This window comes from Roseicitreum antarcticum, from assembly GCF_014681765.1.
Classification (GTDB): Bacteria; Pseudomonadota; Alphaproteobacteria; order Rhodobacterales; family Rhodobacteraceae; genus Roseicitreum; species Roseicitreum antarcticum.
In genome coordinates this window covers 3,071,245-3,094,817 of sequence record NZ_CP061498.1, presented here as the reverse complement: position 1 = coordinate 3,094,817, position 23,573 = coordinate 3,071,245, and the positions used below count along the sequence as shown (strand labels likewise).

General features: G+C 62.8%; 25 protein-coding genes. 17 read left to right on the top strand and 8 right to left on the bottom strand.

What is annotated here, in order from left to right:
- Positions 1–48: 48 nt before the first annotated feature.
- The 5 genes from H9529_RS14765 to H9529_RS14745 all read left to right on the top strand — a co-directional run bounded on the left by H9529_RS14765 (position 49) and on the right by H9529_RS14745 (position 4,661).
- On the top strand, positions 49–1,029 hold the full coding sequence (locus tag H9529_RS14765) for a Bug family tripartite tricarboxylate transporter substrate binding protein (RefSeq protein ID WP_092886443.1): 981 nt from the start codon (positions 49–51) through the stop codon (positions 1,027–1,029).
- A gap of 83 nt (positions 1,030–1,112) precedes the next feature.
- Complete coding sequence (locus H9529_RS14760) at positions 1,113–1,577, top strand: tripartite tricarboxylate transporter TctB family protein (protein WP_092886441.1); 465 nt, start codon at positions 1,113–1,115, stop codon at positions 1,575–1,577.
- On the top strand, positions 1,577–3,082 hold the full coding sequence (locus H9529_RS14755; protein ID WP_092886439.1) for a tripartite tricarboxylate transporter permease: 1,506 nt from the start codon (positions 1,577–1,579) through the stop codon (positions 3,080–3,082). The genes H9529_RS14760 and H9529_RS14755 overlap by 1 nt, the downstream gene beginning before the upstream one ends.
- On the top strand, positions 3,073–3,777 hold the full coding sequence (locus H9529_RS14750; RefSeq protein ID WP_092886437.1) for a GntR family transcriptional regulator: 705 nt from the start codon (positions 3,073–3,075) through the stop codon (positions 3,775–3,777). Before H9529_RS14755 ends, H9529_RS14750 begins: the two co-directional genes overlap by 10 nt.
- Complete coding sequence (locus H9529_RS14745) at positions 3,774–4,661, top strand: isocitrate lyase/PEP mutase family protein (protein WP_092886435.1); 888 nt, start codon at positions 3,774–3,776, stop codon at positions 4,659–4,661. Before H9529_RS14750 ends, H9529_RS14745 begins: the two co-directional genes overlap by 4 nt.
- Before the next feature lie 260 nt (positions 4,662–4,921).
- Here H9529_RS14745 and H9529_RS14740 read toward each other — a convergent pair whose 3' ends face one another.
- From H9529_RS14740 to H9529_RS14715, 6 genes are all read right to left on the bottom strand, one after another.
- Positions 4,922–6,205: an SAM-dependent methyltransferase gene (locus H9529_RS14740; RefSeq protein WP_092887059.1), complete on the bottom strand. Its 1,284-nt coding sequence runs from the start codon at positions 6,203–6,205 to the stop codon at positions 4,922–4,924.
- A 565-nt stretch (positions 6,206–6,770) separates the two neighbouring features.
- The gene (locus H9529_RS14735) at positions 6,771–7,175 is read right to left on the bottom strand and encodes a PRC-barrel domain-containing protein (protein ID WP_092886433.1); all 405 of its coding nucleotides are present in this window, start codon (positions 7,173–7,175) and stop codon (positions 6,771–6,773) included.
- Positions 7,176–7,313: 138 nt separating this feature from the next.
- Positions 7,314–7,898, bottom strand: a complete 585-nt coding sequence (locus H9529_RS14730; RefSeq protein WP_092886431.1) for an exopolysaccharide biosynthesis protein — start codon at positions 7,896–7,898, stop codon at positions 7,314–7,316.
- 107 nt (positions 7,899–8,005) lie between these two features.
- On the bottom strand, positions 8,006–8,200 hold the full coding sequence (locus tag H9529_RS14725; RefSeq protein ID WP_092886429.1) for a DUF3008 family protein: 195 nt from the start codon (positions 8,198–8,200) through the stop codon (positions 8,006–8,008).
- A gap of 302 nt (positions 8,201–8,502) precedes the next feature.
- A complete protein-coding gene (locus tag H9529_RS14720) occupies positions 8,503–9,123 on the bottom strand; it encodes a hypothetical protein (protein WP_092886427.1) in 621 nt (206 codons plus the stop codon).
- Between the two features lie 445 nt (positions 9,124–9,568).
- Positions 9,569–9,847, bottom strand: a complete 279-nt coding sequence (locus H9529_RS14715) for a hypothetical protein (protein WP_092886425.1) — start codon at positions 9,845–9,847, stop codon at positions 9,569–9,571.
- A 180-nt stretch (positions 9,848–10,027) separates the two neighbouring features.
- Here H9529_RS14715 and H9529_RS14710 point away from each other — a divergent pair, with 180 nt between their 5' ends.
- The 12 genes from H9529_RS14710 to H9529_RS14655 all read left to right on the top strand — a co-directional run bounded on the left by H9529_RS14710 (position 10,028) and on the right by H9529_RS14655 (position 21,633).
- Positions 10,028–10,192, top strand: a complete 165-nt coding sequence (locus tag H9529_RS14710; RefSeq protein WP_176846915.1) for a hypothetical protein — start codon at positions 10,028–10,030, stop codon at positions 10,190–10,192.
- Positions 10,193–10,334: 142 nt separating this feature from the next.
- A complete protein-coding gene (locus H9529_RS14705; protein WP_092886423.1) occupies positions 10,335–10,838 on the top strand; it encodes an MgtC/SapB family protein in 504 nt (167 codons plus the stop codon).
- Between the two features lie 233 nt (positions 10,839–11,071).
- Positions 11,072–11,803 carry a gluconate 2-dehydrogenase subunit 3 family protein gene (locus H9529_RS14700; protein WP_092886422.1) on the top strand — a complete coding sequence of 244 codons (732 nt, stop codon included), beginning with the start codon at positions 11,072–11,074 and terminating at the stop codon, positions 11,801–11,803.
- 3 nt (positions 11,804–11,806) lie between these two features.
- A complete protein-coding gene (locus tag H9529_RS14695) occupies positions 11,807–13,591 on the top strand; it encodes a GMC family oxidoreductase (protein ID WP_092886420.1) in 1,785 nt (594 codons plus the stop codon).
- Between the two features lie 34 nt (positions 13,592–13,625).
- Entirely contained in the window at positions 13,626–14,447 is an 822-nt protein-coding gene (locus tag H9529_RS14690; protein ID WP_092886418.1) for a c-type cytochrome, read from the top strand.
- A 4-nt stretch (positions 14,448–14,451) separates the two neighbouring features.
- Complete coding sequence (locus H9529_RS14685; RefSeq protein WP_092886416.1) at positions 14,452–14,949, top strand: c-type cytochrome; 498 nt, start codon at positions 14,452–14,454, stop codon at positions 14,947–14,949.
- 3 nt (positions 14,950–14,952) lie between these two features.
- Entirely contained in the window at positions 14,953–15,882 is a 930-nt protein-coding gene (gene coxB, locus H9529_RS14680) for a cytochrome c oxidase subunit II (protein ID WP_092886414.1), read from the top strand.
- A complete protein-coding gene (gene ctaD / locus H9529_RS14675; RefSeq protein WP_092886412.1) occupies positions 15,879–18,404 on the top strand; it encodes a cytochrome c oxidase subunit I in 2,526 nt (841 codons plus the stop codon). Before coxB ends, ctaD begins: the two co-directional genes overlap by 4 nt.
- Positions 18,401–18,730 (top strand): hypothetical protein, encoded by a 330-nt coding sequence (locus H9529_RS14670; protein ID WP_092886410.1) that lies wholly within the window; start codon positions 18,401–18,403, stop codon positions 18,728–18,730. Before ctaD ends, H9529_RS14670 begins: the two co-directional genes overlap by 4 nt.
- An 81-nt stretch (positions 18,731–18,811) precedes the next feature.
- Entirely contained in the window at positions 18,812–19,468 is a 657-nt protein-coding gene (locus H9529_RS14665) for a cytochrome c oxidase assembly protein (RefSeq protein WP_223814196.1), read from the top strand.
- Between the two features lie 42 nt (positions 19,469–19,510).
- On the top strand, positions 19,511–21,145 hold the full coding sequence (locus tag H9529_RS14660; protein WP_223814195.1) for a flavin monoamine oxidase family protein: 1,635 nt from the start codon (positions 19,511–19,513) through the stop codon (positions 21,143–21,145).
- Positions 21,142–21,633 (top strand): c-type cytochrome, encoded by a 492-nt coding sequence (locus tag H9529_RS14655; RefSeq protein ID WP_092886406.1) that lies wholly within the window; start codon positions 21,142–21,144, stop codon positions 21,631–21,633. Before H9529_RS14660 ends, H9529_RS14655 begins: the two co-directional genes overlap by 4 nt.
- A gap of 129 nt (positions 21,634–21,762) precedes the next feature.
- On the opposite strand, the gene modC is transcribed toward H9529_RS14655, so the two are convergent.
- A complete protein-coding gene (gene modC / locus H9529_RS14650) occupies positions 21,763–22,863 on the bottom strand; it encodes a molybdenum ABC transporter ATP-binding protein (protein ID WP_092886404.1) in 1,101 nt (366 codons plus the stop codon).
- Positions 22,860–23,570 carry a molybdate ABC transporter permease subunit gene (modB, locus tag H9529_RS14645; protein WP_397544878.1) on the bottom strand — a complete coding sequence of 237 codons (711 nt, stop codon included), beginning with the start codon at positions 23,568–23,570 and terminating at the stop codon, positions 22,860–22,862. Before modB ends, modC begins: the two co-directional genes overlap by 4 nt.
- Positions 23,571–23,573: the final 3 nt, after the last annotated feature.

The following is a 23,573-nucleotide window of genomic DNA, read 5'->3' as shown; positions in this document are numbered from 1 at the left end:
TGCCGGAGGAGAGCTTGCACAGGCATTTACCCGAAGGAGGAGACTAAGATGCTACTCACAAAACGTAAGATGATTGCGGGTTTCGCCGCCCTGCTCAGCACCGTTGCAGCGCCCGCCGTGGCGCAAGACTGGCCCGATGGTCGGGTAACGCTGATCGTGCCCTGGGGCGCAGGTGGCGGTACCGACGCAACTGCCCGGATGATCGGCGCGCTGCTGGAAGAACGCATCGGCGTGCCTGTCGCGGTGGAAAACCGCACTGGTGGGTCCGGGGTCATCGGCCATGCCGCCATCGCCAGCGCAGCGCCGGACGGCCAGACCATCGGTGTCGCGACGCTGGAAATCGGCACAATGCACAACCTTGGGCTGACCGACCTGGACCATACCGCCTACACGCCGCTTGGGCTTTACAATTCAGACCCTGCGGCGGTGTTCGTGAACACCCGCAGCGATCACACTGACATCGGATCGCTCTTGGCCGCGTTGGAGGCTGCGCCGGACCGCGAATTCAAGGCCTCGGGTTCGGCACAGGGTGGGGTGAACCATCTGGCACTGGCGGGCATGCTGATGGCGGCGGGAATGCCTGCCGGGCGGGTGGCTTGGGTCCCGTCCGAGGGTGCCGCCCCCGGGTTGCAGGATCTGGCCGCCGGTGGTGTCGAGGTAGCGACCGCATCGCTGCCCGAAGCCGCCGCCCTGATGGAGGCCGGACTGATCCGTCCCCTGGCCGTGTTCTCGGATGCCCGGCTGGACATCGCCCCCGATGTGCCGACCTTCACCGAAGCCTCCGGGCATGAATTCGCGCTGGGATCCTGGCGCGGGCTGGTCGCCCCCGCAGGTCTGGCGCCCGACGTCGCAGAACAAATCACTTCGGTTCTGGGCGAGGTGTTGCAAGACCCAGAATACACCAGCTTCATGAGCGGCCGGGGCTACGCGATGCAATGGACGACCGGCGCTGATTTCGAAGCCTTCATGCGCAACTCGGATGCCGCACTGGGCGACACGTTGCGCGCCGTCGGTCTGTCGGCGCAATAGCACGACCCGCCCGGCGCAGGGATATAGCCTGCGCCGGGCAGACCGTGCATCTTCAGACCGGATAGAAGGGGGAGGCTGACGGCATGAAATTCCACGACAGCATCATTGGCGCCATGCTGATCATCTGCGGTCTGTGGGTCGTCTGGACCGCCAGCGGCTTTCCCCGCCTGACCGGGCAGCCCATCGGCCCGGGCACCTTTCCCGTGGTTCTGGGCAGCCTGTGCGTGCTGGGCGGCATCGGTATCGGTGTGCAGGGACTCCTGAGCGGCGGCGCGCTGGCGCAGATTTCGCCGCACTGGCGCCGACCAGACCGGATCGCCAGCGTCATCGTTGTGGTGGCCGGAACGGCGCTGCTGGCCGCAACGTTCGAGACCGTCGGCTTTCCGCTGGGTGGAAGCCTGCTGCTGGTCGCATTGTTCGTGACATCAGGCAAGCGGCACCCGGCGTATATCGCGCTGGCAATCGGCTTCGTCGTCACAGTGCATCTTGTGATGTCGCGGCTGTTGCAGGTTCCCATTCCGGCGGGTGTCCTGAAGGGAATTTTCTGATGCTGGCCAATATTGCCGATGCACTGCCACTGGTCCTGACCTGGCACATGGCTGGGGTCATTCTGGCGTGTGCGGCCTTCGGCCTCTTCGTTGGCGCCGTGCCAGGCCTGTCGGCCACCATGGCGACCGCGCTGCTGGTACCGATCACGTTTTTCATGGACCCGGTGCCTGCGATTGCCGCCATCGTGACCACGGCCGCGATGGCGATTTTTGCCTCTGACATTCCCGCAGCCCTGGTCCGCATCCCCGGCACCGCCGCATCGGCCGCCTATATCAACGACCTGAGCGCCCTGACGCAGAAGGGCCGTGTCGCCCGCGCGCTGGGCATTGCGGTCAGCGCATCAGCCATCGGCGGGGTGTTCGGCTCGCTGGTCTTGATGGTCGCCGCGCCACAACTGGCGATCATTTCGCTGAACTTCACCTCGTTCGAGTACTTCTGGCTGGCGCTGCTGGGCCTGTCGGCAGCGGTGATGCTGGGCACAGGGTCGATCCTGAAATCGCTGATGTCGCTGCTGTTCGGCCTGTTGATCGCCAGCATCGGGATGGAGACAACTTCCGGCTATCCGCGTTTCACCTTCGGCATGACCTCATTGCTGGGTGGGGTTGCCTTCGTGCCCGCCCTGATCGGCATGTTCGCAATCCCCGAACTTATCCGTACCTTCGTCAACCGCGAAATCACCGCGCCGGTGGCCCCGGTGGGCAACCCGCTGGGAATGTTCAAAGGTGTGGGTGCGTTTCTTTGGCGATCAAAGCTGAACCTGCTGCGCGGGTCTACCGTGGGCACAATCATCGGCATCCTGCCCGGCGCGGGATCCGACATCGGATCGTGGATTTCCTACGCCGTTTCCAAGCGGTTCTCGAAGACACCCGAGGAATACGGCAAGGGCAGCGAAACCGGGCTGGTGGAGGCCTGCGCGGCGAATAATTCGGCCCTTTCGGGCGCCTATGTCCCGGCGATGGTGTTCGGTATTCCGGGCGACAGCATCACCGCAATCGTCATCGGCGTCCTGTATATCAAAGGGCTGAATCCCGGGCCGATGGTCTTCCTGACCTCGGGTGATACGATCATGGCGATCTTCCTGGTGTTTCTGATCGCCAACCTGCTGATCGTTCCGCTGGGCCTTCTGGCTGTCGCGCTGGCATCGCAGGTGTTGCGCGTGCCGAAGCTGACACTCGCGCCATTGATCCTGGCATTTTGTATCGTGGGATCGTATTCCATCGACTCTTCCGCAACGGGTATTGTCATCATGCTGGTTCTGGGTACCTTTGCGTATCTGATGGAAGAAAACGGATTTCCGGTTGCACCGGCAATTCTGGGTATCGTGATGGGGCTTTTGGTGGAACGCAATTTTGTCACATCGCTGATCAAGGCCGACGCGAGCATCCTGGGCTTTGTGGAGCGGCCGATTGCCGCCGGGCTGGCGCTGCTGGTTCTGGTGGTCTGGGTCACGCCCGCCATCTTGTGGTTGCGCCAGCGACGCCGGGCAGTCACATCATGGCGCTGACCCGCATCATCCCCGCCAAATCGCTGGCCGAAACCGCTGCGGACCAGATCCGCGATGCCATCCTGTCGGGCACCTTCCGTCTGGGCGAGAAGATCTCGGAAGATCGCGTGGTCGAGATGCTGGGCGTCTCGCGCACGCCGATCCGGGATGCAATGGCGCTGCTGACGCATGAGGGGCTGGTGGTGGTGCGGCCCAAACGCGGCACCTTCGTATTCGAGACCTCGCCCGACGACATCAAAGCGATCTGCACATACCGCGAAATCATCGAGACACAGGGCGTGCGCGTCGCACTGCACGTGGCGCGCGATGCCTATCTGGCGGAATTGTCGTCGATCGTGGCAAAGATGCAAAGTGCGCTGGACGGCGACGATGCAGATGCGTACGGCCGCCTTGATACAAGGTTCCACAATGCCGCCTTCGACCATTGCGGCAACTCTTACCTGCGCGATGCCAATGCCCTTGTTACCGGGCGGATCGCGGCGCTGCGCGCCAACATCACGGCCCCCTATGCCGCGCGGCGGGCCGAGTCTTTTCAGGAACACAAGATGATGACATCGCTGTTGCCGGAAGGGCGGATGGATGATTTCGACACGCTATTGCGCTGTCATATCGCGCGCACCGAAACCGTCTACAGCCGCGCACTGGCCGATGGGCATCTGGGCGGAAACATCACAATGGTGGAGGGCCAACGATGAGGCAGAACGGCTTGCTGGACGGCGCCGCGCGGCTGCGGGCGCGGCTGTCGCGCGGGGGCATCCTGGCATGCCCGGGTGCGGCCGACGCGCTGAGCGCGCGGCTGGTGGCCGATGCAGGGTTCGGGGCGGTGTATATGACAGGGCTGGGGGTCACCGCGTCACGGCTGGGCACGCCGGACCTCGGCCTGATGACCCAGTCCGAAATGGCAGAGCAGGCCCGCGCCTTCGTCCGCGCCTGTGATCTGCCTGTGATCGCCGATGCCGATACCGGCTATGGTGGGCCACTGAACGTCCGGCGCACCGTGCAAGAATACGCGCAGGCCGGGGTGGCGGCGCTGCATCTGGAGGATCAGGAAACCCCCAAACGCTGCGGGCAGCTGGCGGGCGTGCGGCTGGTCAGCCGCGCACAGGCGGTCGGACGGCTGCGCGCCGCCGTCGCCGCGCGCGATGAGATGCAGACCGACACGCTGCTGATCGGACGCACCGACGCGCTGCAACCCGAAGGGCTGGCCGCCGCACTGGACCGCGCCCACGCCTATCGCGGCACCGGGGTGGATCTGGTGTTTGTCGATGGGGTAAAGACCCGGGCAGAAGTTGAGGGAATCGCGCGTGGCCTGGAGGGGCCGAAGGTTGTCAGCCTGGTTGACGGTACCGATGCGGCATCGCTGACACTTTCGGAACTGGACGATATGGGCTTTTCCGTAGCGCTTTATGCGGTGACGGCGCTCTTCGGCGCGATTGCAGGGGCAAGGGCCGCCCTGTTGGACCTGCGGCAAAACCAGCACCCAGCCGCCCTGCCCCCAGCCACTTATGCCGATTACGCCAAGATCGTTGGGTTAAGCGAACACCAGCACTTCGCACATCTCCACGAAGATGAGGGCTGAAGTTCGGCGTAGCACGCGAAGTCGGGGCGACGAATAACCCCTATGCCGTGTGCGGCTGTATATGGCCGCAAGATTGTGCAGAACCCCGGGATAGCCCGCGCAATGTCGTGTGCCCCGGTAGAGCGATACACAAAAAGTGACGGGACAAAAAGTGGCGGGACAAAAAGTGGCGGGCAGGCTCGAAATGCTGGCCAAGGGCAGGTGGCTTTTGTCGTCTGATGTCCTGCGGATGATCGCTGCCGACCTGCGTCTCGCGCGGGTCACGCCATCTGCTTGGCCTCCCCCGCAGGCACATCATCCGTTCCGACGGCACGCTGCGACACCTCACTGTCCCGAAGCCGCGCCTCGGCCTGTCCGATATAGTCGCGGGTCAGGGGCACCGCGTCCTGCCGCCGCGCCAACTGGATCTGATGCACAACCAACCCTTGATGGCGGAAGGCGGTTTCAGACGCGGCGAGGTAGAATTCCCACATCCGAGCAAACCTCTCATCATAGAGGACCACGGCCTCATCCCGCCGCGCCATGAAGTTCTGCCGCCAGTCGCGCAATGTCTCTGCATAATGCAGGCGCAGCACTTCCAGATCGGTGACGACCAACCCATGACGCTCGATCACGGGCAGAACCTCGGACAGGGCGGGCATATGGCCGCCGGGGAAGATGTATTTCAGGATCCACGGATTGGTGTGCGAGGGCTGCCCGGTCTGGCCGATGTAGTGCAACAGCATCACCCCATCCTCGGTCAGAAGGTCATGCACCTTGGCGAAGAACTCTGCGTAGGACCGACGCCCGACATGCTCGAACATACCGACCGACACGATACGGTCGTAGCGCTGCGTAATGTCTCGGTAGTCTTTCAGGTCGAAGCTGACGTTTCCATTCAGCCCGGCGGCGCGGGCGCGGGCATTGGATACACCGAATTGCTCTTGCGACAGCGTCACCCCATCGACCTGCGCGTCGAAATGCGCCGCCAGATACAGGCCCAGCCCGCCCCAGCCTGACCCGATGTCGAGCACGCGCTGTCCCGGCAGCAGAGCCATCTTCGCCGCCAGATGCCGTTTCTTCGCCAACTGTGCCGCTTCGAGCGAGGCCCGCGCATCCTCGAAATAGCCGCAGGAGTACTGGCTGTCGCTGTCCAGAAACAGCCGGTACAATTCGCCGTTCAGGTCGTAGTGATGCGCCACGTTGGATTTGGACCGCGCGACCGAATTGTAGCCAGTCAGCCGGTTGAACGCGCCGAAAGCAGCGCGGAGCAGCCTCGGCACCCCGTTGAGGCGGGTCACGCTGGTATTGCGGAAAAGCAGTTCCAGGAAGTCGTAAATCGATCCCGCATCCACGATCAGGGTGCCTTCCATGAACGCCTCCCCCAATGCCAGTTCGGGGTTGATGCACATCCGTCGGACCGTTCGGCTGTCGGTGATGCGAATCGCGACGCGCCCGCCCGTGCCGTCACCGACCGAGGCTGCAGAGCCATCGGGAAATGTCAGGTAGAGGTGCCCAGTCTTGATGTGGCTTTCGGCCACCCTTGTGAAGAAGCTGTTTAACATCTGCGTACCCGGCGCGTCTGCCGTCACGATCACTTCAATTCCGGGGCAATGGGTGCCCCGGGTTGGCAATACCCACTTTCCCGGGGTCGGATCATCCTGCGGCCGTATTGTTTCACAGTTTGCAGTTCGGTCGACGGGATAACCACCAATGCACACAGCGGCGAAGCGCGGTACGGGAAACACGTGTCTGCGTTGCCAGGAAAGAGGCCCCTGGAGAAGCCACCCGCGATGCAGGCATTGATAGTGTTAACTAAAACAGCGGAAATGTCACGGGGGTAAACGCACGACGGGTATTCCGACGGATCCGCGCACGGCAATTTCGCCTCGGTGGATCGCGAGAGAAGCCGAATTTACCAGCGGGAAAGACACACGGAAAGCCCGCTTCGGCGTCTCACCGTGTCGACAGAACCCTGAACGAAGACTGGCCAGTGGTGGCTGATGCTTCGCCCCGGCAGCCTTGTCGCGCCACACACCGAACCAGCGGGGCACGACAATCGAGGGCACCGGATCGCCGCCTTGCCAACACGGGGCAGCCAAGACGGCCCCCCCGTTCAATACGCGGCATTCAGGAATAGAACGGCATTCCGTAAAACGCATAAACGTTGCGACCATATTCGGGGTCGACCCAAGGATCCTCATCCTGAGCGAAACTTGGCGCGTCTTCGAGTTGTGCGCGCGTCACACTCACACGGTAGCCGCCAAGTTCAGGGTCGAACGTCAGCGCGTCCCAAGGCAAGGGGTGGTAGCGTTCACCAATGCCGAGAAAGCCACCAAAGGACATGACGGCGTAGGAGACCTTGCCGTTCAGTTTGTCGACCATGAAGTTCTGAATGCTCCCAACATGTTCGCCCTCAGGATTGTAGACCTTGGTGCCCTCTACCCGGTCAGAGGCGATCAACCGCCCGGATTCGTTCAGCGCGCCGGGGTTTTCGGTTACGATGCGGGCTTCGTTATGGGTATTGTCCGTCATTGTCTTGCTCCGATTGGTTGCGTTACAAGGACAATGTTTCAGATCGCGTCATCGTTCCCGAAAATACATACTGCGGGCCACGCAAGCCCCCGCACGGGCATACCGCGGGTCAACGTACAGGCCAGCCCACGCGCCGCGTCACATCACTTGCGTGACAAACAGACCGATAAGCGCCGCATAGGGCAGCAAAGCGATCAGGAAGAACAGACCGTCGCGGACCATCATTGACAGGGCCAGCAGGCAGACCGCAGTCGCCGCGACCGAGCCGGTGAAGGGGATAATCTCCAAAAAAGGCATAAGCAGCCCCGTCATCAGGCACAGCGTCTGCGGCACCCAGATCACCGGCCTGCGAAACAACCGCGCCCAGCGTTGATGTGAATGACGATCAATCCACTGCACCACCGGGCGGGATTTTTCGAGCGCTGACTTCAGTTTATACCCCGGTACGGTTTTTTGTTCGATCCATCCCGGCAGCGCCATAGTGTCGTAGTTCAGCAGCATCCTGAAGGCAACAAGCGCGATCATGAGACCGCAGACGGAGGAAAGGCCGGGAATACCCGACAGCGGCGTCGCGGCAACAAACGCAGGCACCAGCATGAAAGGGATCATGCTGCGCGTACCGATGGCCGAAACCACATCTTGCACCTTGATGGTGTCCTGTTCGCTGGCCTCATAAAGCCGGTCGTAAAGGTGGATGATCTTGTTATCGTCGGTGTCGGTCATATTTCACTTCAATTTCAAGAAGGGGACTGTCCCCTCTCGCATGCATCGTGGATTTGCGGGATGACAGGCAATGATCGTACACAACGGCAGCCGTCACAGCCGGAAAATCAGCTGTCGCCCTCGTCTTTCCGATCGGGAAGTTGCTTGCGCGGCGTCGCAGCAAGGTCTTCAAGTTCGGCCTCGGTCATGCTGTCATACATCTCCCGCGACGCCCCTTGAAGCGCGCTGACCTCGCTTTCGTCGCGTTTAGCGGCAAGTGCGGCACCTGCGGCCTTTTGCTGGGCTTTCGATTGCGCTGGCATGACAGCATCCTTTCGACGGTTGACCATATGAAAGCGGGCGAGCAGCATAAATACCGCGACGCCCGTCCACACTACGCCCCTAAGGCGCTAACGTGGACCTACAACGTTCTGGCAGATAGATGGTTCCCGGTTGCCCCTGCCACAAGGGGAAACCGGACGGACCGTTCCGAGAAACTCGGGAAACGCCCCCACGCCCAGGACGTTGGAAGGCTGAACGGTGGGGCATGTGTCAACCGGACATGACGGTATGGAGCACAGGGTCGATATTTCCGGTTTCTCGCCCGGCTCTGGTCTGGTTCCGCCTACCCAAACTTCTGATCGCGCAGCATCTGACTGAATTCTTCACGGGTCTGCCGGGGTCGGATCTGATGGGTCAGGATGTTCTTTGCCGTGAACACGCTTCCCCCGTCATCCAGATGCTCAGAATCGAACGACTTGCTGGCGGCGACGATCCGGTCGATCTGCCCTGAAATCGCCACGACAGTGATTGTCACGGTATCAATGCTGTCGGCGGACCAATGCTCGTGTAGCCGGATCTGGGCGCGGCTGACCAGATCCTCCAGCGAGCCGATGTCCACGGTCTGGCCCGTGTGCAACGTGCCACGGTTGGTCCGCGCCAACGGATCTTTCGTTTCATCCAGAGGGATTTCTTCCCGGTCGGTGATGCGCGTTCGCGAGGTTGCGCCGTTGCTCGACAGGTCGGCGATGATCGCCTGCACATAGACGGCATTTGAACTGAGGTTCGTCACCAGACAGCGCGACCGCGCGCCCTGCGCTGCGCCGAGGTCGATGTGGATCATGTTGCGGCCCTGCCGCAGGTGGTTGACCAGAAACACCTGAAAGTACAGCGTCCAGATCAGCACCATGGTGCCGTTGAACAAAACGTTCAGGGCCTGCGCATGGGTTGAAATATACTCGATCATTGGGACAATCGCTCCGGCGGCAAGGGTGCATCCCGGCACCCCCGCGTGACTGGTTGGGTTCCGTCGGCCCTGCATCAGGGCAAGTCCGGCATGCGCAACCGACACCACACTTCCGTTGATGCCGCGCCTTGTACCGAATTACCCTGCATGCGGACGGTGATCTTCAGGAGGATCAGTGCAATGCCCGCTGCCATGCTTTTCGCCAAGCAAGGGCTTTGCCCTCAAAAGACAACGATGCGACACCTGCAGACGCGGGTGAGGATCCCCGATGCCAAGCATTGGGAAAAGCGGCCAGACATACCCGATTGCGCCGCCACTCAGCCAGGCGCGCGGCAGTTCAACTGGCGCGCAGGAATGGCTGGACAAGCATATGCACACCTCTGAGCGCGATCAGGCATGCGCGAGGGAAGTCTGCCCTTTGCGGCCATGCCGCCCAGATCCCTGCCTATTGTTGTACGGGAGTCTGCACTGTTGTCGCTGTTTCCCCGGGCTCGATCAACTGGCTGTCCGACAGCGTACCGCTCTGCGGCGTCGGACTGCTTGGGGCGGCGGAACTGCTTTCAACCTCCGCTGGCGTCTGGAGCGGCGCATCGGGTGCCTCAATCTCTTGGCCCAGCCACCAGACCAGAAGCACGGCGACAGCAGCCAGAATCGCGGCAAATCCCAGCAGAGGTGCCTTGTGGCGCTTTACTTGCTTGTCGACGTCGTTTTCTGAATGGCTCATAAAAAGGGCCTCCATTTTTCTGAACGCGCCATAAGGCGCAAATATGTGTGCCCTTCAAACGCTTGAACCAGACTTTGGTTCCGTCCGCACAAAGCATCACATCGGCAGGCCAGAAGCGTGCAGGAACCCATCGCGGTGCGGGACGTTGGTCCCGCGAACGTCACAAAAAAGGAGATTGAAATGGAAACCGGCTATTTCCTGGGGTTTTTGTCCCTGTTCACGATGATCGCAGTCATTGTCTTCGCGCTTGTCAGCAAAAAGCGGACCGAAGCGCGCAAGCATGACCCCGAAGCACATCGCCCTGAAAACAAGTCACGCTTGGCCAAAGATGCGCCGGATCACTGATCGGAAAATCGTCCGTTAAGTGCACCAGCCCACGCCCTTGTGGCCGCCGCCGCAATCTTCAACCGCGGCACAGCAACATTTGCCCAGCAGGGACGCCTGCCTGATACCGCAATAAAACCGAACAATAACCGGAGTAGGCAGCATGGATGTTCTTTTCGACGAATTCATCAACAGCACCGGCCTGGGGTGGGAAACGATCATCGTGCGTCTGCTGGGTGCGGTGATCTTCAGCGGCCTGATCGGGTTTGAGCGCGAAACCCGGCACAGACCGGCGGGCTTGCGCACGCACATGCTGGTCGGGCTGGCGTCAGCGGCCTATTGCCTCATCATGCTGGAGGTGATGGCCACCATGGAAAGCTCTTCGCAATCGCTGGCGATGGACCCGTTGCGCCTGCTGGAAGCCGTGACCGGCGGCGTCGCCTTCCTGGCTGCGGGGATGATCATCTTCTCGGGCGGCAAGGTTCAGGGGCTGACGACGGGTGCCAGCCTTTGGCTGGCCGCAGCGCTGGGGCTGGGCGCAGGCTTTGGCTTCTGGCCGCTCGCGGTCCTGAGCACGGGGCTGGCACTGATCGTCATCCGGCTGATCGGGCTGGCCGAACACGCGGTCAAAAAACACGGTGACGCCGAGGACGATGGCGCGGCCTGACCCAAGGGTGACCGGCAGCCGCGTCAGCGCGCCCACAACACATGCAAGGTCGTGGCCGACCCCGACGACAGAATGCCCCATGGCGAAAAATTGCGACCAACCGCCGGGGGAGCTGAAATATCCATTGGGCGTGCGCTGTCGCGTTCAAAAAAAATTGCACAATAATTGCACAATATTGGAACCTTTTGGCTGATCTCCCATTGGTTCGTAGGGCACATGAACGGAGAAGGCGGATGCAAGACACCTATTCGGGCCGGACCAGTGGCTATTCGCGCCGGGCCGTGCTGCGGCAGATCGGGGCCAGCGGCGTCAGCGCGGCGCTGTTTCAACTGGGCGGGGTCAAGCACGCCTTTGCGCAACTTGATGACCGTCCGTGGTCATACCTGCGCGACGTAGAAGCGCGCTGGCTGGCGGCAGCCTGCGACACCCTTATCCCCGAAGACGATTATCCCAGCGCGACGCAAGCGGGGGTCGTGGACTTCATCGACTTCCAGCTGGCCACCGACTACGGGCGGGGCGCACGGCTCTACATGCAGGGTCCGCACGATTTGGGCACGCCTGATCAGGGGTACCAGCTTGCCTTTCCGCCGCAAATGCTGTTCCGCCGCGCGATCGAGACGCTGTCAACGAACGCGCCATCCCTGAGCGATCTGGATGTCGAAGGGCGGCTGACAGCCATGCAGGACTTGTCGGAACGCGATGACATGCTGACCGATGACATTCCGACTGCCACCTTCTTCAATGAACTGCTGAACCTGACCAACCAAGGATACTTTGCCGACCCGATGTACCTTGGCAACCACGACTATGCCGGCTGGCGCATGGTCGGCTTTCCCGGCGCGCATGCGTATTACATGCACAGCGTCGATGACCATAACCGCCCCTACCCCGCGCCGCCGATGGGCGTGGCGCACCAACCCGGCGCGGGTTCCAGCCCGCCGCGCGCCATTTCAGCGAAGCGGTAGGTCATGGCAGATCACATCCTTCCCAAAACCGATGTCGTGATCGTGGGTGGCGGCTGGACAGGCCTGACGACCGCCTATGAACTGGCGCATGCCGGTCAACGCTGTGTCGTTCTGGAACGCGGCGGCGATCGCCACGATGCGCCGTCCTTCGCGGCCCCAGAAGAACATGATGAACTGAAATACGCGCTGCACCACAAGCATGCGATGGATCTCAGCAAGGAAACCCTGACCTTCCGGCAAAACCGGCAGCAGCGAGCCCTGCCCATGCGCCGCCTCGGGTCGTTCCTGCCCGGTTCGGGACTTGGGGGCGCGGGCGTGCACTGGAATGGCCAGTTGTGGCGGCCACTGCCGTCGGATCTGGAAATGCACAGCCATTACACGGACCGTTATGGCGCGGACTTCATCCCGTCCGATCTGTCGGTACAGGACTGGGGTGTCACCTACGACGAACTGGAACCCCATCTGGATTTCTTCGAGCGAATTTGCGGCACGGCAGGATATTCGGGCAATCTGCAGGGCGCCACCCAGCCCGGCGGCAATGTCCATGAGGGGCCGCGCGCCGCTGCATATCCGAACCCGCCGATGCGCCAGCCGGTAGGCAACACTCTCTTTGGCGAAGCGGCGCAACGCATGGGCCTCAACCCTTTTCCCATGCCTTCGGCAAATGTCACGAAGGCCTATGTGAACCCCTATGGTGCCCAGTTGCACCCCTGCACCTATTGCGGGTTCTGCGAACGCTTTGGCTGTGGCTATTTCGCCAAGGCCGATCCGATCATCTGTGTCTATGACCAGATCAAGGAGCATGAGAATTTCGAGATCCGCTTTGACGCCCAGGTGCTGCGGGTCATGAAATCGGCGGATGGCAAGACTGCGACCGGCGTGGTCTATCAAGACAAGCGCGGGGTCGAATATTTCCAACCCGCCGATGTGGTCTGTCTCAATGCCTTTTCGCTGTGGAATGTGCATCTGATGCTGGTGTCCGGGCTGGGCCAGCCCTATGACCCCGAAACCCGCACAGGCGTCGTGGGGCGCAATTATTCCTATCAGACCATTGCATCGGTCAGTGCGTTTTTCGACGATACTGTCGTGACCAACCCCTTCATGGGCGCGGGCGCATTGGGGGTCGTGGTGGATGACTACAACGGCGACAATTTCGACCATTCCGAACTGGGCTTCGTCGGCGGCGGCTATATCGCCAGCACCCAGTACCACGGTCGCCCGATCTCGTACCAGCCGGTGCCCGAGGGGACGCCTGCATGGGGCGCGGAATGGAAACGCGCGGTACGCGACAACTACCTGCATCATGCCGGGATCGTCGCGCACGGGTCATCCATGTCCACACCGGGCAATTATCTGGACCTTGACCCGACATGGACCGATGCCTACGGGCGCCCCCTGCTGCGGATGACCTTCGACTTTCCCGACAATGACCGGCGGATGAGCGATTACATCATGAGCCGGGCCGCCGATATCGCAGGCGAGATGGCACATGTGACCTCGGTTTCAACCAGCAATCAAGCGGCCGAGGGAAAGGGCTATTCAGTAGTGCCCTACCAGACCACGCACAATGTCGGCGGCGCCGTCATCGGCACCGACCCGCGCACCAGCGCTGTCAACCGCTTTGGCCAGATGTGGGACCATCACAACGTTTTTGTGTTCGGGGCCTGCCTGTTTCCGCAAAACCTCGGCTACAACCCCACCGGCCCGTTGATGGGCCTCGCATATTGGACGCTGGCGCACATGAAAGCTGATTATCTTCCCAACCCCCGCCCGCTGATGGACGCCTGAGGCATTTGCCCACGCCCAACGAAAGGAGATGCCCATGCCCCGCCTTGCACAAATGGACACGGTTGCCGCCCTAGGTCTCGGCCTCGGCATCGCCGTTGCCAGCACCGCACTGATGGCACAGGATCGCGCGACCAGTCCCGGAATCGACAGGCTGCAAGACCGCCTGTCTGATCAGCGCGTCCTCTTCGGCGTGCAGGTAAACCGGGAGGTGACCGAAAACATGCTGGAGGAGGGCCGGCTGATCGCAATGGGCGGTTCCGATGCGGGCGGCGCGGGCATGGCCTGCATCTCGTGCCACGGTGCCGAAGGTCAGGGCGACGGCTCGGGCGCGTTCCCCAGACTGGCCGGACAGTCAGGCTGGTATCTTTACAAGCAACTGATCGACTATGCCTCAGGGGCGCGCCCCAATGCAGTGATGAGCGGCATCGCGCAGCGGCTGGACGAACAGGAAATGGAGGCCGTCAGCGCCTATTACGCCACGATCGAGGCCCCGTACCATACCCCCCTTGGGGAGGTGAGCGGGGACATCTTGCAATGGGGCGGGCAACTGGCTGCCGTGGGATCGGCTGAACGGGGCATTCCCGCCTGTACGAACTGCCACGGCCCATCTGGTGCGGGCCTGCCCCCCGCCGTTCCGTATCTGGCGGGACAGTATAGCAGCTACATGGCGTATCAACTTCAACTCTGGTCCGACGGGACACGCGATAATGACGCGATGAACGTCATGTCCTCCATCGCGCAGAAGATGACCGAAGAAGACATGCAGGCGGTGTCGGACTACTTCGCCCGCGTCCGACCGATGGCGCGCGACGTCGCTGCAGACACCGACGCGGCCACACCGGCAGGCGAGGACTGACCCGATGGGACGCTACCGCACCTATATCATTAGCGGTGGCCTGACCCTGCTTGCCTTCATGGCGATGGGCTGGGCCGCGCTGCCCCCCCCGAGGGGGTCTGACGACAATCTGTCCGCCGGGATCAAGGCCGCGGCGCGTGATCTGGCCACCTGGTATGACGGCCGCCCGCTGGACGGCAGTCCCGATTGGGAGAATGCCGCGCGCGCCATCCACGCCGGGGATGCGGGCGAGGGGCGGAGGCTGATGCTGTCCTATGGCTGCGGCGCGTGCCACCAGATCCCCGGTATCGCCGAGGCCAGGGGCCGGGTGGGCCCCGCCCTCGACCGTCTTGGGGGGCAGGCCTATATCGCGGGCGTTCTGCCCAACCGCCCTGGCGGTCTGGTGCGCTGGATCGTGGCACCCACGGTCCATTCCCCGCAGACCGCCATGCCCGATCTGGGTGTCAGTGAAGCCGAGGCGCGGCACATGGCAGCCTACCTCTACAGCGTTGGGGGCAGTTAGGCGATGGACAGCGCACTGGACATCTTTGGCAGCCAGTCATGGTTGCGCCCCGCAGGCATCGGCGCGGCTTCTGCATACGATCTCACACTGGCGATGACGGCAGGCTTTGGGGTGGTTTTCGTGCTGATGATGGCACTGATCGCGTTGGCTTGGCGCGCGCGCGCCGCACCGCGAACGTGGTGGATCTGGACCGGCGGCATCATCGTGCCGATGACCGCGATCTTGCTGGTGCTGACCGGATCAACCCTTGCACTGGTCGCGATGACCCGGGCTGACGAGAACGCGCTGGTGGTCGACGTGACGGCTCACCAATACTGGTGGGATATCGTCTACGACCCGGACGGCATGGCAGTCCGCGACGCGAATGAACTGGTGCTGCCTGAGGGCCGCCCCGTGACGCTGCGCTTGCATGCGGCGGATGTGATCCATTCATTCTGGGTGCCCTCGATCTCGGGCAAGATGGACATGATCCCGGGGCGCGTGAATACACTGACCGTGACAGCTACCGAGGCGGGGCGGTTCCGCGGCCAATGTGCCGAATTCTGCGGCCTCAGCCATCCCCGCATGGCCTTCGAGGTCTTGGTACTGGAACCTGCCGCTTTTGATGACTGGCTCACCGACAGCGCAGGCCCGGCGCGCGACCCCGCGCGGACCGATCTGGTCGCAGGACGCGACGTGTTCGCGCAGCAAGGATGCGCGGCCTGTCATGAGATCCGGGGCGTCGCCGAGGGCGGCCGCCTTGGCCCCGACCTTACGCGGGTGGGTGCGCGGGGCAGTCTGGGCGCGGGCATGTGGCGGATGAACCAAGGCACTCTGGCCGGGTGGATCGCTTCGGTGCGCGACATGAAACCCGGGGCACAAATGCCCAATTTCAACCATCTGTCCGGCCCCGACCTGCGCGCGGTATCAGCGTATCTGGCAAGCCTGAAATGACCCGCTCACCCGATCATATCCCCCCTGCCCATGACCGCGCGCCAAAGGGCAACCGTGACCTGAGCTTTGGCGCGCTATGGCAGCAACCCTCTGGGATGGCCGTGCTGGCATCGGTATCGCACCGCGTCGTCGGCAAGCGTTTCTTGATTACCGGCTTCATCTTCTTCCTGATCGCAGGTGTCCTTGCGTTGCTGGTGCGCACGCAACTGATCGTGCCGGAAAACACCTTCCTCGACAGCCAGACCTACAACCAGTTCTTCACGATGCACGGGACCATCATGATGTTCCTCTTCGCGATCCCGATGCTGGAGGGGTTTGCAATATACCTCATTCCTCTGATGACGGGAGCGCGGGACCTGGTTTATCCGCGCCTTGGTGCTTTTGGCTACTATTGCTACCTGTTTGGCGGCGCAATCGTCATGTCTTCCTTTCTGTTCGACGCGGCGCCGGACGGCGGGTGGTTCATGTATGTGCCGCTGTCGACCAGGGAATTCACCGCGGGGATGTCTGCCGATTTCTGGCTGATCGGGATCACGCTGGCCGAAATCGCCAGCGTTACCGCCGCGGTTGAGATCATCGCTGCCATCCTGTGCAGCCGCGCCCCGGGGATGCGCCTGACACGGATGCCGATCTTGCTGTGGTATCTGCTGGTCACCGCTTTCATGATCGCCGTCGGCTTCCCGCCGCTGATCATCGGCACGCTGATCCTGGAGGGCGAACGGCTACTGGGCCTGCCGTTCTTTGATACGGCGCTGGGGGGCGACCCGGTGTTATGGCAACACCTGTTCTGGCTGTTCGGCCACCCTGAGGTTTATATCATATTCCTGCCCGCCGCCGGAATGGTCGCCACGATGCTGCCGGTCTTCGTGGGCAAGCCCTTGTTCGGCTATGGCTTTGTCGTGGCGTCAGTGGTGACCATGGGCTTCTTGTCCTTCGGACTGTGGGCGCACCACATGTTTGCGACGGGCCTGCCAAACATGTCGCTGACGCTGTTCTCAGCGGCCTCAACCATGGTGGCAATCCCGACTGGCGTACAGATATTTTGCTTCATCGCCACACTGGCGCAGGCCCGCCCGCGCCTGACTGTGCCGATGTATTTCATCCTTGGCTTCCTGTTCATTTTCGTGCTGGGCGGACTGACGGGGGTGATGCTGGCCTCGGTGCCGTTCAACCTTCAGGCGCATGACAGCTACTTCGTGGTGGCGCACCTGCACTATGTGCTGATCGGCGGCTTCGTCTTTCCAATGTTTGGAGCGCTTTACTACTGGGTACCGCATTTCACCGGGCGGATGATGTCTGAACGCCTTGGCAAATGGGCGTTCTGGCTGATGTTTTCGGGCTTCAACCTGGCGTTCTTCATGATGCACCTGACCGGGATGCGGGGCATGCCAAGACGCATCGCCACCTACCCAGAGGGTATCGGCTGGGACAGGCTGAACATGCTGTCCTCGATCGGCTCGTATATTCTGGCAGCAGGCATCGCGGTGTTCATCTTCGACTTCTTCCGCCACCGCTGGCGCGGTCCCGCCGCTGGTCGCAACCCGTGGGGCGCGGCGACATTGGAATGGCTCTATCCGCCCCAGGCACCGGGCTACAACTTCCGCGCAATCCCCACCGTACACTCACGAGAGCCGCTGTGGGACCAACCTGAACTGACCCGAGGCGACCCGGAGGCCCTGCCGGGAGCACTGCGCGAGACCGCCCCCGACCACCGGCGTGAAACGCTGGGCTGCGATCCGGTCAGTGGCGCGCCGATCCAGATCCTGCGCCTGCCCCACCCGTCATGGTCGCCGCTGATCCTGGCGGTGGGTCTGGCGCTGGTCTTCGTGCTTGTGCTGGCCGGACAGTATGTCTGGGTCACCGCCGGGGCGGTCATCGCGCTGATCGGGCTGACAATGTGGGTATGGGAGCCTTCGGACAGCGGCGTTCACCGCGATACCGGCCTGCCCGGGCTGCGCTTGCCGGTGAATATCGTGGACCGTCGCAGCCATCTGTACTTTGCCACCACAGGGACCTTGCTGATTTCGTTCGCACTCTATGCATCGATCCTGTTTGCAGGGCTGTACTTGTGGAACACACAGCCGCAGATATCTGCCACCACAGCCGCACCTGATATGGCGGCCGCGATCGGCGCGCTGGTCGGCGGCGGATTGTTGGCCTTGCTCGCGTGGGGCGCCAACCGGCTGGCGTGCGCGCAGCGGCGGGTGGGTGCCGCGCTGATGGATCTGCTGTGCGTTCTGGCAGCGGCCACCACGGCAGTGGCGCTGGGGTTGGCGCTGATGCCCGTCGATCCCTTCGCCAGCGCTTTCGGCGCCATGGGCTGGACCCTCGGAGCCTTTGTCGCGGTGTATCTGGTGGTTGTCTGTTACTGGGCTCTGTTCAATGCGCTGCGCAAGCTGGCTGGCGCGGTGCGCCCGGGGCAAACGTTGCCAGACATGCTGCTGTCGACCTTCGCGAATGGCGTGGCCGTGATGGTGATCGGTGCGGCGAGCGTGTTTCTGATGTTGGAGGTTGTGCCATGAGCCGGATGGTCTTCTGGATCGCCCGCCCCATCACGATTTGGGCGCTGCATTTCATCGCCGTCTATGCGCTGACCTCGGCTGCGTGCGGTCCGCGCGCGCTGATGATGCCCGAGACGCTGCGCTTGTTGGTCAGCCTTGTGACCCTGATCCCGGGGCTGGTGCTGTTGGTGTTCCTGCTCCGCGCCCGGCGCCACTTCCGTCAAATCCCGCCCGATGCCCCCGAGGCGCCGCTGGCCGGGGCCGCCTTCTGGACGACCCTCATCGCGCTTCTGGCCGTGTTGATGAACGTGGTGCCGGTGGCGATGCTGGACAGTTGTACGGGCTGAGAGAATTTGGAGGACACGATGGAACCCTATGTGCCATTTTGCGGATCACCGCCGCTTCCCGCAGATCTGTGGGGGCGGTGGATGCTGGACCCGCTGCTGCTGACCGGCCTTGCGCTGACCCTTCTGGCAGGGCTTTGGGCGGCACAGGACCGGACGCGGCTGACGATCGGCTGGGCATTGGTAGCACTCTTGTTCATCTCGCCGCTGTGCGCGGCGTCGATGGCGCTGTTCTCGGCCCGAGTGGCGCAGCATGTCCTGCTGACCTTGCTTGCGGCCCCGATCATTGCCGCCGCACTTCCCGCATTGCGCTGGCCCTCACTGCCGCTGGCGGGTCTTTTCGCGGCTTTGTTCTGGTTCTGGCACGCGCCGGGGCCCTATCAGGCAACGCTGGAGAACGATCTGACCTATTGGGCCATGCACATCAGCCTGTTCGCTTCAGCGACCCTGTTATTCGCCGCGCTGCGCGCCGCGCCTGAACGTGGCCTGGCCGCCGCCGCCTTGACCGGTGCGCAAATGACCGCATTGGCGGCGGTATTAACCCTCGCGCCCGCGCCATGGCATGACTTCCACCTCGCGACGACACTGGCCTATGGCATCGGCCCGCTGGCCGATCAGCAGCTGGCTGGCGCCGTGATGTGGGTGGCGGGGGGCCTGTTCTTCCTGGCCGCCATCGGCGCGCTGGCCCTGCGCTTCGTACAACAGGACGCACCCAATCCCGGGCCCGCATCTGCGAAATGAGCCATCCATCCTATCGAAACACTCAAGAGGAAAGGCCTGCCCATGACCGACACGCCATCACAGATGTCCCGACGCGATCTGCTTGCCCTGATCGGAATGGCAGGGGGTTCGGGGATCATGCTCAACGCCATGACGACGATGGGTCACGCGCTACCCAGCCCCTACAGCGGCACACCTGCGCTGGAAGGCGCCCCCCAGGGTGCGAAGGTGCTGATCCTTGGCGCTGGCCTATCAGGTATGCTGGCCGCCTATGAGTTGCGGCGCGCAGGCTATCAGGTCCAGATCCTGGAATATCAGAAGCGTGCAGGCGGCCGCTGCTGGACGCTGAAAGGCGGCGACAGCTTCGACGAACTCGGCGGCTATTCGCAGAACTGCGAATTCAGCGAGGGGCAGTATATCAACATCGGCCCCTGGCGCATTCCGCACCACCACCGGGCAGTGCTGGATTACTGCCAGAAGCTCGGCGTGCAGCTGGAAGTTTTCGTGCAGGAAAACCAGAGCGCCTATCTGCATTCGTCCAACGCGTTTGATGGCAAGCCGCAGCGCTATCGCACGGTATTTTCCGACTACCTCGGCGGGATCAGCGAGCTGCTGGCCAAATCCGTCGATCAGAATGGTTTGGTGGATAGCGTCAGCGTTGAGGACAAGGAGATGCTGCTTGAATCCCTTAAATCCTTCGGTGTGCTGGACGGACAATACAGATACACCGAACGGCTGGAAACCGCCGGATACCGCGGCTATCCCGAAGGCGGCGCGCCGGGGGGCGGGCTGTCGGATGCCGAACCCTCGCCCAGTACACCGATCAGCCTGGACGACATCGTGTCCAGTCAGTTCTGGCAATACTTGCGCAACCACACCACCTACCAGCACCACGCCCCGATGTTTCAGCCTGTCGGCGGCATGGAAGAGATCGCCAAGGCCTTCCACCGTGAGGTCGGCGACCTGATTACCCACAACGCGCGCGTGCTGCGCGTCATGCAAGACAGTGGCGGGGTAACGGTGGAATACGATTCGGCCGATGGCACCGGCAGCGGCACCTCGCGGGCGACGGCGGATTGGTGCGTCTGCACCATCCCGTTTTCAGTGCTCAGCCAGATCGACATCGACGTTTCCGCAGATATGCGGCAGGCGATGCGGGATTTGCAGTACTATGAAGCGATGAAAGCCGGCTTGGAAATGAAGCGCCGATTCTGGGAACAGGATCACGCGATCTATGGCGGGATCACCTATACCGACCTGCCGATCTCCCAGATCAGCTACCCCTCTGCCGATCTGCATTCGCAGGGGCCGGGGGTGCTGCTGTCGGCCTATGTCTATGGCCCGCAGGCTTATGTCTACAACTCGATGACGCCCGAAGAGCGGGTGGCAAGCGTGCGGCGCTACGGCGCAATGATCCACCCCGAGATCGACACGGAATTCAGCAGTGGCGTGGCGCTGTCGTGGCACCGGGTGCCATGGATGCTGGGGTGCTATTCAAATTGGGACGCCCGCGACCATCGTTACCGCGCCGCCGCGCAAGTGGACCGGCGCATCGTCTGCGCAGGCGAGCATCTGAGCTATATCCCCGGCTGGATGGAAGGCTCGATCCTGTCGACGCTCGACGCGATCACCCGCCTGAACGACGTCGCAGCCAGCGGGCTTTACAACAGCAACGGGCAGGAAGGCGCACCGCAATGAGATATCTGTCACAGACTGTGCTGGCCGCAACCTTGGTCGCTGCCGCCGCATTCCCAGCAACGGTATCGGCGCAGGAAAGCTACGAAGGCGGTGCACCACGCAACCCGGGCGCCGAAGAACTGGGCGCTACGACCGACACCTTCCTGATGGAAGACGGCGAGGCTATCTACAACGCGGTATGCTCGGGCTGCCACCAGCCGCAGGGTCAGGGGGCAGTGGGCGCGGCGACCTATCCGCCGCTTGCGTTGAACCCACGGCTGCAGGGCGGCCAGTACCCCGCTTGGATCGTGATCAACGGCATGGGGGCGATGCCTGCGTTCGACAAATGGCTGTCGGATGGCCAGATTGTCGAAGTGGTTACCTATATCCAGCAGAACTTTGCCAATGATTTCGTCGACCATCCCACTGCGGAAATGATCAGCGATATCCGTGAAAGCGCTGCGGCGGATGCCCGGGCGACCGCCGGGGCACGGGAAGGCAACGAGTAGCCCTTGCAAGCACCCGCCCCGGTGGCCGAGGCCCGCAGTACAGCATCGGCCACCGGGGCGGGTGCCTCTCGTCGGTGGGGCCAGATAAATGACAGGTGCCCGCACCTGAGCGACCCGGTGCGGGGCACCCTATGAGCCATCGCCCGGTACATATTTGGTGCCCCGATCTTGGGGCGCGACCGTGAGGGTCTTGATGATGGCATGACAGCGCTGCCCGGGCGCAAGTTCCATGGCGACAGAAGACCGTCGCGTGACGCGGGCGGTCAGCCGCGCGTCGCCCAATTCCAGCGTTACCAGCACGCTGACGCCATCATAGGGGCTTAGGTCAGCGATAACCCCGGACAGGATGTTCAGCGCCGACAGGCCCTGCGGCGCTTCACGCGACAAGATCACATCCTGCGCCGCGATCCGCAGATTGATCAGCGCACCCGGGACATCCACGACACACGGCACCCACAGCCGCCCCGCATCGCATATCAACTCGCTCAGTCCGTCGGCGTGATGCGCTGCAACCCGCGCACGCAGAACCGAAGTCGCCACGGGTGTGCCCAAAGCCATCGCGTCGCCCAGCACCTGCGCCGCCGATCCGACTGCTGCAACCCGCCCCGCTTTCAGCGCGACCACCGTCGTGGCCAGCCGCGCCACCTCGGCCGGGGCGTGGCTGACGTAGAGGATAGGCACCGACACGGCATCGCGCAGCCGCTCAAAATATGGCAGGATCTCGGCTTTGCGGGCCTCGTCCAGCGCGGCCAGCGGCTCATCGGCAAGGATCATGTCCGGGCCAGACAGAAGCGCGCGGCCAATGGCGACCCGCTGTTTCTCGCCGCCCGACAGCGCGCCGGGACGGCGCGACAGCAGCGGACCGATGCCCAGCATGTCGACCACTTGTGACACACTTTCACGACGGGCCGCGCGCGGGGCAAACCAGCGTCCGTACAGCAGGTTCTGCCGCACATTCAGATGGGGAAATAGCCGCCCTTCCTGAAAGATATAGCCAATGCGGCGACAGTGTGGCGGCACGAAGCGCCGCGCCGCAGTATCCAGCAATACCCGGCCATCGGCCACAATCCGGCCTTGGTCGGGGCGCAGCAACCCGGCAACCGCGTTGACCACCGTGGTCTTGCCGGAACCCGAAGGGCCGAACAGCACGGTCACACCCGGCGGTGCGTCGAACGCGAGATCCAGGCCGAAATCCCCGAAACGATGCCGCAGCGCGATCTGAACTGTCATGACCCCGCCACCCGCCGTGCCACCCGCCGCGCGACGAATTCCGATAGCAGAAGCGCCGCCATGGCGAGGGCGACGGCGACGATGACCAGACGGCTTGCCGCCCCCTCGCCGCCCGGCACCTGAAGCAGCGCATAGATGGCCGAAGGCACGGTCTGCGTCTGGCCAGGGATGTTAGAGACAAAAGTGATGGTTGCCCCGAACTCTCCCATCGCCTTCGCAAAAGCAAGGATCGCCCCCGCGATGACCCCGGGCAGGATCAGCGGCAGCGTTATCGTGGCAAAGACCCAAAGTCTTGAGGCGCCCAACGTGCTGGCGGCGGCTTCCAGCTTGGGGTCCACCGCTTCGATCGCCAGACGGATCGCGCGCACCATCAGGGGAAACGCCATGATCGCCGCAGCAAGCGCCGCCCCCGTCCAGCGGAAGGACAGCACAATCCCGAACCATTGATCAAGGGCCTGCCCCACCACGCCCCGCCGCCCGAAGGTCAGCAACAGCAGATAGCCAGTGACCACAGGCGGCAGGATCAGCGGCAGATGCACGAAGCCGTTTAGCAGCTGTTTGCCCCAGAAGTTCCACCGCGCCAGCGCATATGCGGTCAGGATGCCCAACGGCAGACTGGCCAGCGTCGCCCAGAGCGACACGCGGACAGACAACCGCACCGCCTGCCACTCGGCCGGACCAAGCCAGGTCATCCAGTCGCTTGGCATCAC